Source organism: Stenotrophomonas sp. YJH_SMC_25 (assembly GCF_059369595.1).
This window is the reverse complement of record NZ_JCAFSV010000006.1, coordinates 181,494-195,703: the sequence shown is the minus strand read 5'-3', so window position 1 is coordinate 195,703 and position 14,210 is coordinate 181,494. Positions and strand designations below refer to the sequence as shown.

Genomic DNA, 14,210 nt, shown 5'->3' with positions numbered 1-14,210 from the left:
TGCGGACGCCTTCATCGCGTTCGTACGCGAGGAACGCGCGCCACTGTGCGCGTTCCTGCGCACACGGGGCGTCGGGCCGGAGGATGCAGAGGACATCGCGCAGGACTGCATGGAGCGGCTGATCCGCTATCGCGCGCACGGCACCGACGAACTGCGCCTGCTGCTGTATCGTATCGCGCGCAATCGCCTGGCCGATCGCGGCCGATCGCCGCAGTCGCGACCGCACCTGTCACTGGCCGAGCATGATGGTCACGACGAGCCCACCAGCCCGTCGCCGGACCCCTTGCGCCAGGCAGAGTCCGGGCAGATGTTGTCCCTGCTGCGGCAGGCCCTTTTCAAATTGCCCGAGCGTGCGCGCGAGGTGTACCTGCTCAACCGGATCACCGGCATGAGCTATACGCAGATCGCGCGGCACTGTGGAATTACAGCCAAGACCGTGGAAAAACACATCGCCCGCGCCCTGCAGGGCCTGCGCCAGGAGTTGGGACCGGATCCGCTGCACAACGACGGGGATACCGAATGAGCAGCCACCGGCACACGGAAGACGCCTCGCTGTTCGCACGCGCCAGCGCCTGGGTAGCGCGGTTGGAGGCCCCGGACTGCACCCCTGCCGAACGCGAGTCGTTCGAAGACTGGCTGGCTGAAGACCCTGCCCATGTCAAAGCCTGGGCGCAGGCCGAAGATCTTTTCCAGCAAGGCCAGGGCCTGGCTGCGGACCCATGGCTGCGGACGGCTGCGGCGCGTGCGGCACGGCCTGCCCGACGCCGCTGGCTGCCTGCTGCGGCCGCGGCCGCTGGTATCTGCCTGGCCATCGGCGTGGGCTGGATGGTAGCGGTGGATGGCAACCCAGCCCCGCAGCGCTTTGCCAATGACACGCATCAGGCGCAGCGGCTGACCCTGCCCGATGGCAGCGTAGCCATGCTCGATGCCGGCACGACGCTGCACGCACGCTTTGGCTGGCGCCACCGCGAGCTGGACCTCGAACGCGGCCGCCTGCAGTTGCAGGTCGCGCCATCGAACAAAGCACTGCAGCTGCGCGCCGGCACCAGCACCATCCGCGATATCGGCACCACCTTCCAGGTCGAGCGCCTGCACGATGGCCTGGTCGAGGTCGCGCTGCTGGAGGGTGCGGTGGAAGTCAGCAACGGCGCCGCCCAGCACACCCTGGCCCCTGGCCAGCAACTGCAGGTACTCCCCTCCGGGCGCATCCAGCCCGGCCCAGCGTTGTCCTCCACGGCAGCCGCCGAGGGCTGGCTGCGTGGGCAGCTGGTCTTCGATGCCACCCCGCTGTCGATCGTGGTCGAACGCATGAACCGCTATGGCCATGCACCGCTGGTGATCGCCGACCCGGAGATCACCGATCTGGCAGTCAGCGGCACGTTCCGCGCAGGCGACGCACAGGAGTTGCTATCCGCGCTGGAACTTGGCTGGTCCATTGCTGGCCAGACGCGCCCGGATGGCGCGCTGGAACTGCGCCGCACGTACTGAGGAGGCCTGCGGTGATGGCAGGACCAGGCGCGCTGCAGTGGGGGCTGCTCCGCCCCCTGCTGTGCCTGGCGCTGCTGGTCGCCGCGCCGCCTGCCGCCCTCGCAGGCGATCCGGCTGCCACCCACGACTACCGCATCAACGCTGGCCCGTTGCCCTCGGCATTGCAGCAATGGGCACGGCAAAGCGGCATCGCTCTGGTGTTCGATGCCCGGGAACTGGCGGGGCTCCATGCCAGCGGCACCCATGGCCAGGCCGATCCAGCATCGGCCCTGAAACAGCTGGTCGCCGGCATGCCGGTGACCATCCTTCGAACACCGTCCGGTGGCTTCGTGGTCCGCCGCATCCGCGTCGCGCCCGCCGTCGCGCCGCCGGTTCCGGCAACGGTGGCGCCGCGCCCGCGCATGCCCCCGCAGTCGCCCCCCCAGGTGGACCTGGCGCCGATCCATGTCACCGGCAGCCGGTTGCCGCGCACCTCCGTGCAGACCACCCTGCCGGTGACCACGATCGATCGCGCAGACATCCTGCGCAGTGGCTACGGCAGCCTGTTCGACCTGCTGCGACACCTGCCCGGCATGAACGGGCTGCCAGCGATGAGCAGCGCACGCAGTGGCGATTCGCAGTACCTGCCTGTCGGTGCAGCCGCCACCACCAGCCTGGATGGCATGGGACCGCGCGCCACCCTGTTCCTGGTCAATGGCCGGCGCCTGCCCCGTTATCCAATGGTGTCCCTGGAACAGGGCGGGCTCACCGACCTGGGCGGCATTCCACTCAGCTTTGTCGAACGCATCGAACTGGTGCGCGGCGGTGCATCGGCCATCTACGGTGCCGATGCCATGTCCGGCGTGGTCAACATCATCCTCCGCGACCAGGCCGACGGCCCGGAGGCAACGCTGCAGACCGGTCTGAGCAGTCGTGGCGACGCTGGCCAGTACCGCGTGCAGGCCGCCACCGGAGGCCTGCGCGGGAGCGGCGACCGCTGGTTCGCAGGCATCGACCTGCATCGCGTCGATCACCTGGCGGGGGACCAGCGTGACTGGCACGCCGAGACGTCGCAGTACCTGATCGGCGCCTTCCGCGATGGCGACTACTGGCCCGCGACGCGCTGCGACGGACCATTGAAACGACGCAATGGCGCCTGCTGGTTCGACAGTTCGCGCCCTCGTTCGCTTCAACCGGCCTCCGATACCGCCTCGGCCTATCTGCGCTACCGGCATGAGCGTGGCCAGGGACGCTACGTCTATGCCGAAGCCCGCGCCAGCCACAACCGGCAGCGTTTCGATCTGGGCCCGACCGCCGTCGCCCTCGGCCTGTACGGGTACACCTTCAACAGCGTCCTGCGCGAAGCCGGCAATGTGCGTCCCCAGGTCCGTGCCACCGACGCCGATATCACCCTGGGCATCGGCCGGGACCAGGGCAGCCACAGCTGGGACGCCGGCATCAGCGCGCAGCGCAGCGACGTCACCCTGGCCACGCCGGGCACCGTGCGCGCCGAACCGTTCATCGAGGCTGCGCAGTCGCTCAGGTTCCTGCCAGGCTTCGATGCATTGCCCGCCGATGAAGCCACTTCGCTCTTCCCATCGATCCGCAACCGTGGACTTACCGAGCAGTGGCAGGGCTGGTGGGGCATACAGCGCGCATTGATGCCGATGCGGGGCGGTAATGCGCAGCTGGCTACCGGCATCGATCTGCGCCATGAACGCTGGACGTCGCACCCGGACACCCTGCTGAGCCAGGGCGATCTGGCACTGGGGCTGCCGCAGCAGCAGCGGCGCCTGTCGCGGCAGAGTGGCGGCGCGTATGCGGAACTGGGCCTGCCACTCACGTCGGAACTGCGCATGGACCTGGCCGCGCGCTGGGACTACGACGGCGACTACACGGCATTCTCGCCCCGTGCCGGCCTGCGCTGGACGCCAACACCGCACTGGTCGTTCCTGCTGGCCAGCGGCCGCGGCTATCGCGCGCCCAGCCTGTTCGAACAGCGCCGCCCGCCAGGACAGTTCGGCACCCTTACCCTGCCCGTCTCAAGCGCACTGCCACCTTGTGCACAGAGCGAGCCGGACGGCCGCTGCGTGGTCACTGCGGATGTGGAGGAGAACAACGCGCTCAAGGCCGAGAGCTCACGCAGCCATTCACTGGCGGCGACCTGGTCACCCAGCGATGCGTTCTCGCTTTCGCTGACCCACAACATCGTCGAGCTGCGCAACGAGATCCTCGCGCTGCAGCCGGCCGATGCCGTGTGGAACCGTGACACCTGGCAATTGGATGAGGATGGCAACCTGAGCAGCCTCCGCCTGTCGTTCGACAATATCGGCCGCACCACTTCCCGCAACTGGGTGCTGCGTGGCGAATACCGGATCGACACCGGCAGCACCGGCCAGTGGTTGTTCTCGCTGGACGCGCTGAAGCAGCAGGAGCTGCGCCGCCGTCGGGACCACGAGCCGGCGATCGACCTGCGCGGGCATGTCACGCCCGAGATGGCGGCGGTCCTCAACGTGCAATGGCAGAACAGCAACTGGGACATCGCCCTGCGCGGCAACCAGGTGGGCCGCACCCGCGCATGGCTGCCCGGCGCCGAGTGCCCGCAGCGGCAGATCGAACAGAACCACTGCATGAATCCGCGCCAGCTGCGCTGGAACCTGCACCTGGCGCGCCGCCTGGGCACACGCGTCATCGCGGCGCTGGACGTGCACAACGTGCTTGATGCGCAACCGGTGAACTACCTGGTCGGCAATGGTGGGCAGATGCCGGGGCTGGACGATCCACTGGGTCGCTACTACCTGCTTACCCTGCAGTTCCGCTGAGCGTAGTACGCTACGCGGCCTGTTCCACCGGTCTGCCACCTTCCCCATGAAAGCCTATCTCTGGTTCTGGGGCGCGTTCCTGCTGTTCTTCGCGTTGCCCTTCCCCTGCATCCTCTATTTCGGAACCTCCTGGCCGGTGGCGCTGGCTGATCGCAGCGCGCCATGGCTGTCCCTGCTGCTGCTTGTGCTGTCGCTGGCTGCATGGCTCTCTCTGCTGTTCGCGTTCCTGCATTTCCTGCTGCTCGGCCCACCGCGCGCCCTGCATCGCGTCCGCTCGATCCTCGCCGATGGCGAACCGCGCGATGCGCTGATCGAACACGCTGAACAGACCGGCGTACAGGTGCGTGGCTTCGCGCAATGGAAACTGCAGCTGTCCTTCAAGAACCTGTCCGGCACGCCGATCCGCGAACAGCTGCTGGTGGTCGACAGCAAGCCGCAACTGCAGCGCTTCGGCGTCGGCAGGCACGTCGATGCACGCCTGAGCCAGGTGCCGGGCGCGTTCCCGAACGTGGTACTGGACGGTGCCCAGCCCGAACTGGATGTCGCCAGCCTGTGGCGGCGAAGCATCGGCGCAGCGCTCTGCATCGTCCTGGTAGCCGCTGCCTATGTGGCGGCCTACCGGCTGCAGAGCGAGGGTCTTGGCTGGACCTTCCTGTCCTTCGGCCACCCGCTGCTGGTGTGCCCGCTGGTGCTGTGTGGGTACATCTTGGGGCTGCGCCTGCTTGGCCGCCTGCTGCAGGCTGATGCGCGCGGCGACGCGTTGAAGTACCGCGGCATCGGCGTGGAGGCCAGGGTGCTGAAGGTGCGTCAGACCGGCACCTACCTCAACGAACAGCCGCAGGTGGAGTTCCAGCTGGAGTACACCGATCGTGACGGCCGCGTACAGCAGGTGAGCGTGCGCCGCTTCATCCCGCTGATCGATCTAGCCAACATCCCGCGCGAAACCGTGACCCTGCTGTACGACCCCGATGACCGTGGCAACGTGCGCCTGGAGGGCGTATGAAACAGCCGCCCTCCACCCGCGCCGTGTTCCTGGTATTGCTGCTGGTTCTGGCGGGCGTGGCCGTTGCCGGCGGCGCGGTGCAGACCATCAGCGAAACGCTGGGGCATTCGGTACAGCCGGACCGGTTGCCACCCTCCGTCTCGTCTCAGTCGCCGCGCGAGCAACCCGCATCGCTTGTGCCGTCCCCGGCCGCCTTCCCCGCGGCGAGTACCGCTGCGGCGCCCGAACGCAACAATCGCCTGTTCGATGCGGACTACCTGCAGGCTGCGCGCCAGGCACTGGAGCAGCTGCCGGCACTGGCTGGCCAGAGGCTGACGGTCTTCCATAGCATCCACTTCTACGACGATGGCCGCATCAACCTCGATCTGGTCGACCCGCAACAGCCGGGTCACGTCGACAGCTACCACTTCGAACGTGGCCAGTGGCGCAAGGGCAATCCGGTGAACCCGCAGCAGTTCGCGCCGACCATCAGCCTGCAGCGCAGCAGCACACCCCTGGCCAGCATCGATTTCGAGGCCGTGCCGCGCGTGGCGCAGGCACTGCAGGAACAACGCGACGCGCTGCAGAACCCCGCATCCGAAGTCGGCCACGTCTACGTGATCGTGCGCAAAGGCGGCAAGCTGGTGTGGCTGCCGGATGACGTCGCTGGTGACCGCGAATCCGTGCGCCTGCAGTTCGATGCGCAGGGCACCCTGCGCGGCGTGAACCGCCGATAGGCCACAAAAAAAGGGGACGGAGGGGATTAAGTCGCATGTGCCTTGGTGCGGATTGCGACTTAATCCCCTCCGTCCCCTTTTTCTATTTCACCGAGCGGGCGATTGCGTACTGCGCGCCGTAGTACGTGGACAGCACCAGCAGGCTGGCCAGCGGCAGACCGCCGGCGAAGCGGTCCCAGGCCAGCAGTGAATCGCTGGCGACGAACAGCAGCGCACCGGCGGCCGCCCAGCGCGCGCTGCTGGCTTCCACGGCAGCGGGCTGTGGCCGGCGCCACTGGCGTGCCAGTGCCAGCACCGCCATCGAGGCCAGCACCACCACATACGCCAACACCGGCGCACGCATCGGTGCAGGCAGGTGCGGCCACAGGCCAAGTACGTTGAGCACGGCAAACGTCGCCAGCAGGACGCTGGCCGCCAACAGCCCACGTCCCGCACGCAGGCCGTCGCGGAAGGCCACGATGTAGCAGAGGTGGGCCAGCAGGAACGCAACCAGGCCCGGCACGAACGCATCCATCGGCAGCATCAACGCGATGTCACCCACGCACGACAGCAGCATGCCGGCCAACACCGCGCGTCGATAGAACGGCTGCGCGGGATCATGCACGCGCCAGACGATGGCAGCGATCAGCAGCGTGGTGGTCGGCTTGGCCAGCCAATGCAGCCAGCGCCCGTCACCGTGCAGGAAGGCACCGATGATGGCCAAGATCGCCATCAGCAGGATCACGCCATCGCGGGCGCGCGGCTTCATCGCGCCTTCCACAATTCTGCGAGGCGGTCAGGCTTGCCGGCGATACGCTCCAGCACCGGGTACTGCAGGCCACCGTGGTAGGCGATGCTCATCGTTTCGATGCGGTCGAACTGCTTCACCAGCAGCACGATCGGCGCCTTGTCCTTCGCTGCCGCAGCCACCGCGTCCTTCAAGCGCTGGCTGCTGTACTCACGGCCGCCAACCGCGATCACCTTCATGCCCGGTGCAAGACCGGCGTTGAACGCCGGGCTGTCCCAGATCACATCGCCGACCGTACCGCTGTCGAGTACGGTCGCGCCCAGCGAATAGGCCAGCAATGCCGCCTTGGCGCGTTTTTCCTGTGCCTTGTAGGCGTCGTTCGGCGTATCGCGGTAGACCAGCTTCCAGCCCGCCAGCTCCAGGCCGCCGGTCAACGAACCGTGGCCGTCCAGGCGCCCGCGCAGGAACGTCGCCCAGTCGTACGGCGCGATGCCGTTCAAGGTCGCGACCACATCATCGAAGGTGTACGGGTTGACGTCCCAGTCGCCATTGCCGACGCCGAAGAACGCACGCGCGAAGTCGTCCAGGCTGCGGCGGTTGCCGCTCAGTTCGCGCAGCTTGCCCTCCACTTCCAGCCACAGCATCTGGCCGCCGGAGTAGTAGTCCTCGCTCATCTGGTAGTTGCGGTAGGGCAGCGTGCGGCGCTGGGCGATGGTCGGATCGTTGGTAGTGTCCTGCAGCGGCCGCCAGGCCAGGCCCGGTCGGCCACGGTCGTAGGTCGCGGCCACATTGGCCAGCATGTCGCGCGCCTGCGCGGTCGACCACAGCCCCGAACGCGCCGCCAGCACCTGGCCCCAGAACTGGGTCTGGCCCTCGTACACCCACAGCAGGCTGTCGCCCATCGGCACGTTGAAGTTGGCGGTGGCCAGGTCGGCGCCGCGACGGTACTTGCCGTTCCAGGAATGGGTGTACTCGTGCGGCAACAGATCGCGCATCCACGCGTTGCTGTCCCACTCGATGAAGTAGCCCGGGTCAGCGCTGTTCTCGCTGGAACGGTGATGCTCCAGGCCGATGCCACCGAGGCGGTCGGTCAATGCCAGCAGGAACTCATAGTGGTTGTAGTGGCGCGCACCGTAAAGCTTGTCGGCCTGCTGCACCAGCGCGCGATGCATGGTGATCTGCGCCTCGCTCGGCTTCAGTGATTTGGCGTCGTCGGCAAACACATTGAGGTGCACCGGCACCTTCGCGCCCGGGTCGAGATCGATGCGCTGGTAGTGCTCGCCGGCGAACAAGGGCGAATCGACCAGATGGTCATACGAGATCGGCTTGAACACCACGGTGTCACCGTCGCGCCGCGCGGTTTCCAGCGCGGTTGCGAACGACCAGCCCTTGGGCAGGGTCACGCTGGCCTGCGCCTGCAGGTTGCGTGCATCGACGCCGGCCGGATACAGCGAATTGGCGTTCCACTGCAGGTTGAGCATTTCCGGGGTCATCACCACCCGGCCCTGGCTGCCGCCCTGCGAGGACAGGAAGTCGAAGTGGGCGACGATCTCGCTCACGCCCTCGGGCACGTTCACCTTGAACGCATAGACGTTGAACTGGTCACGCTGCCAGGCCAGCGGCTTGCCGTTGGCGGTCACGCGCAGCCCGGCCAACTTGTCGATCGGGCCGGTGGGCGAATGGTTGCCGGGAATCCACTGCGGGTACAGCAGGGTCATCGGGCCGGGCTTGGCCGGCATCGTAGCGGTCACCTTGAAGATGCGCCGGGCCAGATCGCGCGCGTCGACATCGATGCGCAGCAGGCCGGGGGCCACCGCGTTCGCCGGTGGCGAGGTCTGCGCCAGTGCAGGCGTGGCCGCCAGCGCGAACAGCAACGACATCGCCAAGGCTCGGGTCTTCATCGGGCAGGTTCCAACAGCGGAGAATCTTCCGATGCTAGGCCTGTAACGTGCCCTGCCCCATGGCCAAAGGTCATGGGCGGGCCGCCCATCCTTGCGTGCGAAAAAGCGTGCGAACCAAGGTTCGCACCCACCTTGTGCTGGTTTGCACCCACCGTGTGCCAGTTCGCACCCACCAGAGCAGTTCCAGTAGATCCACGCCATGCGTGGATGAGGCGCTTCCCGGTCAGTCGACCAGGCGCAGGCGCAGTTCCTTCGGCAGCGCGAACACCATCGATTCCGGTTCGCCGTCCAGCTCGCCCACGCCGGTGGCGCCCAGTTCGGCCAGGCGCGCCAGCACGCCATCGACCAGCACCTGCGGTGCAGAGGCGCCGGCGGTCACGCCGATGTGCTGCTTGCCTGCCACCCATGCCGGGTCGATCTCGTGCGCGCCGTCGATCAGGTACGACTCCACGCCCTCACGGCGGGCCAGCTCGCTCAAGCGGTTGGAGTTGGAGCTGTTCGGCGAACCGACCACCAGCACCAGGTCGCAGCGCTTGGCCAGATCGCGCACGGCATCCTGGCGGTTCTGCGTGGCGTAGCAGATGTCGTCGTTCTTCGGGCCCTGCATCGCCGGGAAACGCTCGCGCAGCGCATCGATGATCCCGCGCGTGTCATCCACCGACAGCGTGGTCTGGGTGGTGTAGGCGAAGTTTTCCGGCTGGTTGATCTGCAGCGTGGCAACCTGCTCCACGTCTTCCACCAGGTAGATCTGGCCGGTGCCGGCTTCGCGGTTCCACTGGCCCATGGTGCCTTCCACTTCCGGGTGACCGGCGTGGCCGATCAGCACCACGTCACGGCCGGCACGGCAGTGGCGGGCGACTTCGAAGTGGACCTTGGTCACCAGCGGGCAGGTGGCGTCGAACACCTTCAGGCCACGGCGCTCGGCTTCCTGGCGCACGGCCTGGGACACGCCATGGGCGCTGAAGATCACCGTGTTGTTGTCCGGCACTTCGTCGAGTTCCTCGACGAAGATCGCCCCGCGCTGCTTCAGGTCGTCGACCACGAAGCGGTTGTGCACCACTTCATGGCGAACATAGATGGGCGCGCCCAGCGTTTCGATCGCGCGCTTGACGATCTCGATCGCACGATCGACACCGGCACAGAAACCACGCGGGTTGGCGAGCAGCACATCCATCAGTTCAATCTCCCGGCAGCGGCCGGCTTACGGTTTCGGATTGGCATTATCCGCCTTTTTGGCGGACTTGCCGTCGAACAGGCCAAACAGGGCGATGCCGATGGCACCCACCACGATGGCCGAGTCGGCGATGTTGAACGAGGGCCAGGTGTAGCTGCCCACGTACCACTGGATGAAGTCGACCACGTGGCCGTGCACCTGGCGGTCGATCACGTTGCCGATGGCGCCGCCGATGATGAGCGCATACGGCACCGCGGCCTTCCAGTTGCCGCGCGCGGTGCCGCGCAGCCACCACGCCATCAGGCCGCTGATGGCGATCGCCAGTGCGGTGAAGAAGTACTTCTGCCAGCCACCGGCGTCGCTCAGGAAACTGAATGCCGCGCCGGTGTTGTAGGTGCGGTACCAGTTCCAGAAGCCGTCGATGACCACCACCGGCTGGAACTCCGGCAGGCTCGACAGCACCCAGGCCTTGGACCACTGGTCCAGGCCGATGATGGCGGCCGACAGCAGCAGCCAGACCAGGGCGTTCGGATGCGGACGGGGCGCGGCCATCAGAACCAGCTCCGCACTTCGCCGGCGCCGGTCACGTTGCTCACGCAACGGCCGCACAGTTCCGGATGATCGGCGTTGCTGCCGACGTCGGCGCGGTGGTGCCAGCAGCGCACGCACTTGGCCTTGGTGGTCGGCTGGGCGCTGACGAACACCTCGTCGGTGGTCGCCGGGCGCACCTGCACGTCGCCACTGATGAACAGGAAGCGCAGTTCATCGGCCAGCGGCTGCCACTTCGCGGCCTGCTCCTCGTTGGCGGCAATGGTGATCTCCGCTTCCAGCGCGGCACCGATGGCGCCGTTGGCACGCATCGGCTCGAGCACCTTGGCCACCTGCTCGCGCACAGCCAGCAACTGGTCGAAGTCGGTGGCGTTGAGCTGGGCATCGGCCGGCAGCGGCGCCAGGCCGTCGTACCAGGTGGTGAACAGCACGTGGCCGGCGTGTTCGCCCGGCAGGTAGCCCCACAGCTCGTCGGCGGTGAAGGTCAGGATCGGCGCCACCCAGCGGGTGAACGCTTCGGCGATGTGGTACATCGCGCTCTGTGCCGAACGGCGACCGTGCGAATCGGTCGGCATCGTGTACAGGCGATCCTTGGTCACGTCCAGGTACAGCGAGCCCAGGTCCACGCTGCAGAAGTTCAGCAGCAGCTGCACGATCTCGGCCATGTTGTAGCCGTCGTAGGCCGCCTTGATCTTCTCCTGCAGCTCCCACGCGCGATGCACGATCCAGCGGTCCAGCGCGACCATCTGGTCGAGCGGACGCAGGTGCTGTGCCGGATCGAAACCGTCCAGGTTGCCGAGCAGGAAGCGTGCGGTGTTGCGCAGGCGGCGGTAGGCATCGGCGTTGCGCTTGAGGATCTCCTGCGACAGCGACATCTCGTTGCTGTAGTCGGCCGAGGCGATCCACAGGCGCAGGATGTCCGCGCCCAGCTTGTTCATGATGTCCTGCGGCTCGATGCCGTTGCCCAGCGACTTGGACATCTTGCGGCCGTGCTCATCCACGGTGAAGCCGTGGGTCAGGCACTGCTTGTACGGGGCGCGCTTGTCGATCGCCACGCCGGTCAGCAGCGAGGACTGGAACCAGCCGCGGTGCTGGTCGGAACCTTCCAGGTACAGGTCGGCCGGCTTGCCGAAGCCACGCGCCGCAAGCACGCCTTCATGGGTCACGCCCGAGTCGAACCAGACGTCGAGGATGTCGGTGACCTTCTCGTAGTCGGCGGCTTCAGCGCCCAGCAGTTCGGCGGCATCCAGCGAGTACCACACGTCGATGCCCTCGGCTTCGACGCGGTCGGCGACCTGCTGCATCAGCTCCACCGAACGCGGATGGATCTCGCCGGTCTGCCGGTGGGTGAACAGTGCGATCGGCACGCCCCAGGTGCGCTGGCGCGAGATGGTCCAGTCCGGGCGACCGTCGACCATGCTCTGGATGCGCGCCTTGCCCCAGGTCGGGAACCAGCCGACGGTGTCGATGGCGGCCAGCGCATCGTTGCGCAGGTTGGCCTTGTCCATCGAAATGAACCACTGCGGGGTGGCGCGGAACACCACCGGCGTCTTGTGGCGCCAGCAGTGCGGGTAGCTGTGGCGGATCGGATGGAACGCCAGCAGCGAACCGTTGTCGCGCAGCACGCCGACGATGGCTTCCTGTGCCTTCCACAGGTGCTGGCCAGCCAGCACCACGTCACCGGCCGGCGGGGTCGATTCCAGGTACACGCCACGGCCGTCGATCGGGGTCACCTGGCCGGCGTTGTACTTGTCCAGCAGGCCGTACTTCTGGCTGACCACGAAGTCTTCCTGGCCGTGGCCGGGGGCGGTGTGCACCGCACCGGTACCGTCCTCGTCGGAGACGTGGTCGCCGTTGAGCACCAGGATCTCGCGCTCCGGGTAGAACGGGTGCGCCAGCAGCTGGTTCTCCAGCGCCGCACCGGTGGTTTCACCGTGCAGCACCAGGTTTTCGACGCCATAGCGCTGCAGCGCGCGCTCGGCCAGCGCCGCAGCCAGCACCAGCCAACGGCGCTTGCCGTTGTGCGCCGGGCCTTCGGCCAGCACGTAGGTGATCTCCGCGCCCAGCGACACCGCCAGCGAGGCCGGCAGCGTCCACGGGGTGGTGGTCCAGATCGGTACGGCCACTTCCACGTCGGCCGGCACGCTCACGCCGAACGCCTGGCCGATGGCCTGCGCATCGCGTGCGGCGTAGGCCACGTCGATCGCCGGCGATTCCTTTTCCTGGTACTCGATCTCGGCCTCGGCCAGCGCCGAGCCACAGTCGAAGCACCAGTACACCGGCTTGGCGCCACGCACCAGGTGGCCGTTGGCCACAACCTTGGACAGCGCACGGATCTCGTTGGCTTCGAAGTCGAAGCTCAGGGTCTTGTACGGGTTGTCCCAGTCACCGGTCACGCCCAGCCGCTTGAAGTCCACGCGCTGGATATTGATCTGCTCTTCGGCGAACTCGCGGCACTTCTGGCGGAATTCGACGGCGTCGAGCTTGGTGCCGACCTTGCCCCACTTCTTTTCCACCGCGATCTCGATCGGCAGGCCATGGCAGTCCCAGCCCGGCACGTAGGGCGCATCGAAGCCGGCCAGGTAGCGCGACTTGACGATGATGTCCTTCAGGATCTTGTTGACCGCGTGGCCCAGGTGGATGCGGCCGTTGGCGTACGGCGGGCCATCGTGCAGCACGAACAGCGGGCGGCCGGCGGCGTTGTCGCGCAGCTGCTGGTAGAGCCCCTGCGCTTCCCACCGCGCCAGAATGTCCGGCTCGCGCTTGGGCAGGTCGCCGCGCATCGGGAATTCGGTGGCTGGCAGGTTCAGGGTGGTCTTGTAGTCCTGGCTCACGCAGTGGCTCGCAATCTATGTTCGGAAAGGATGGCGCGCGCCTGTTCGGCGTCGCGGTGCATCTGGTCGGTCAGCGCCGCCAGATCATTGAATTTCTCTTCGTCGCGCAGCTTGGCGACGAACTCCACATCGATGTGGCGCCCGTACAGGTCGCCCTGGAAATCGAACAGGTGGGCTTCCAGCAGCGGCTCCACGCCCTCCACCGTCGGGCGGGTGCCGAAGCTGGACACCGACGGCCACGGCTGGTCGAACACGCCATGCACCCAGGTCGCGTAGATGCCCGACAGTGCCGGGGTCTTCGGGAACCGCAGGTTGGCGGTGGGGAAGCCCAGCGTACGGCCGAGCTGGCGCCCGCGCACCACCCGGCCGCTGATCGCGTACGGACGACCCAGCAGATCGTTGGCACGGGCGAAGTCGCCCTGCTGCAGCAGCTGGCGGATGCGGGTGCTGGAAATGCGTTCGCCATGCAGGTCGACCGCTTCAATTTCGCCCGCAGTGAAACCCAGTTCGGCACCCATTTTCTGCAGCAGAGCCAGGTCGCCGCGGCGGCGGTTGCCGAAGCAGAACTCGGGGCCGATCCAGACCTCACGCGCACTCAGGCGCTTGACCAGCAACTGGCGCACGAAGGTCTCGGCCGGCATCGCTGCCATCGCCGCGTCGAATCGCAGCAGGCCGACCGCATCGACACCGAGCTCGCGCAGGATCTCGACCTTGCTGCGCGCCAGGGTCAGCCGCGGCGGCGGTGTGCCCTGGGCGAAGAACTCACGCGGCAGCGGCTCGAACGCCACGGCCACGGCGGCCACGCCCAAGGCGCGCGCGCGGGCAACCGCATGGCGGACCAGCGCACGATGGCCCAGGTGGAGGCCGTCGAATGCACCGATACAGACCACGCTTCCGTTGGGGAACAGCTCCCCGCCCTCGACGCTTCTGAACAGCCTGCTCATCAACTCTCGTTCCGGCCCGACCGGGGCCGCCGCTTCAATGGTGTAACCCTGAAGTATAGCCGCCACAAGCCGC

11 protein-coding genes are annotated in these 14,210 nt (G+C 67.2%); 5 read left to right on the top strand and 6 right to left on the bottom strand.

Features of this window, described 5'->3' with window-relative positions; all coding sequences use genetic code 11:
• The first annotated feature begins 13 nt into the window (after positions 1–13).
• The 5 genes from AC5P7E_RS10570 to AC5P7E_RS10550 are packed head-to-tail and all read left to right on the top strand — an operon-like array spanning position 14 to position 6,008.
• Complete coding sequence (locus AC5P7E_RS10570; RefSeq protein WP_080052359.1) at positions 14–523, top strand: RNA polymerase sigma factor; 510 nt, start codon at positions 14–16, stop codon at positions 521–523.
• Positions 520–1,488, top strand: a complete 969-nt coding sequence (locus AC5P7E_RS10565) for a FecR family protein (protein WP_049448433.1) — start codon at positions 520–522, stop codon at positions 1,486–1,488. The genes AC5P7E_RS10570 and AC5P7E_RS10565 overlap by 4 nt, the downstream gene beginning before the upstream one ends.
• A gap of 14 nt (positions 1,489–1,502) precedes the next feature.
• A complete protein-coding gene (locus tag AC5P7E_RS10560) occupies positions 1,503–4,289 on the top strand; it encodes a TonB-dependent receptor (protein ID WP_114618556.1) in 2,787 nt (928 codons plus the stop codon).
• A 46-nt stretch (positions 4,290–4,335) separates the two neighbouring features.
• Positions 4,336–5,292 carry a hypothetical protein gene (locus tag AC5P7E_RS10555; RefSeq protein ID WP_099527507.1) on the top strand — a complete coding sequence of 319 codons (957 nt, stop codon included), beginning with the start codon at positions 4,336–4,338 and terminating at the stop codon, positions 5,290–5,292.
• Complete coding sequence (locus tag AC5P7E_RS10550) at positions 5,289–6,008, top strand: hypothetical protein (protein WP_012479510.1); 720 nt, start codon at positions 5,289–5,291, stop codon at positions 6,006–6,008. Before AC5P7E_RS10555 ends, AC5P7E_RS10550 begins: the two co-directional genes overlap by 4 nt.
• 82 nt (positions 6,009–6,090) lie before the next feature.
• Here AC5P7E_RS10550 and AC5P7E_RS10545 read toward each other — a convergent pair whose 3' ends face one another.
• The 6 genes from AC5P7E_RS10545 to AC5P7E_RS10520 all read right to left on the bottom strand — a co-directional run bounded on the left by AC5P7E_RS10545 (position 6,091) and on the right by AC5P7E_RS10520 (position 14,137).
• A complete protein-coding gene (locus tag AC5P7E_RS10545; protein WP_065183109.1) occupies positions 6,091–6,756 on the bottom strand; it encodes a lysoplasmalogenase in 666 nt (221 codons plus the stop codon).
• Positions 6,753–8,636 carry a M61 family metallopeptidase gene (locus AC5P7E_RS10540; RefSeq protein WP_065183110.1) on the bottom strand — a complete coding sequence of 628 codons (1,884 nt, stop codon included), beginning with the start codon at positions 8,634–8,636 and terminating at the stop codon, positions 6,753–6,755. The genes AC5P7E_RS10545 and AC5P7E_RS10540 overlap by 4 nt, the downstream gene beginning before the upstream one ends.
• Before the next feature lie 223 nt (positions 8,637–8,859).
• The gene (gene ispH, locus AC5P7E_RS10535; protein WP_005408565.1) at positions 8,860–9,810 is read right to left on the bottom strand and encodes a 4-hydroxy-3-methylbut-2-enyl diphosphate reductase; all 951 of its coding nucleotides are present in this window, start codon (positions 9,808–9,810) and stop codon (positions 8,860–8,862) included.
• Positions 9,811–9,837: 27 nt separating this feature from the next.
• On the bottom strand, positions 9,838–10,362 hold the full coding sequence (gene lspA, locus AC5P7E_RS10530; RefSeq protein WP_005408564.1) for a signal peptidase II: 525 nt from the start codon (positions 10,360–10,362) through the stop codon (positions 9,838–9,840).
• Positions 10,362–13,193, bottom strand: coding sequence for an isoleucine--tRNA ligase (gene ileS, locus AC5P7E_RS10525; protein ID WP_495222843.1), 2,832 nt, complete (start codon positions 13,191–13,193; stop codon positions 10,362–10,364). The genes lspA and ileS overlap by 1 nt, the downstream gene beginning before the upstream one ends.
• Positions 13,190–14,137 carry a bifunctional riboflavin kinase/FAD synthetase gene (locus tag AC5P7E_RS10520; protein WP_012479506.1) on the bottom strand — a complete coding sequence of 316 codons (948 nt, stop codon included), beginning with the start codon at positions 14,135–14,137 and terminating at the stop codon, positions 13,190–13,192. The genes ileS and AC5P7E_RS10520 overlap by 4 nt, the downstream gene beginning before the upstream one ends.
• Between the last annotated feature and the right edge of the window lie 73 nt (positions 14,138–14,210).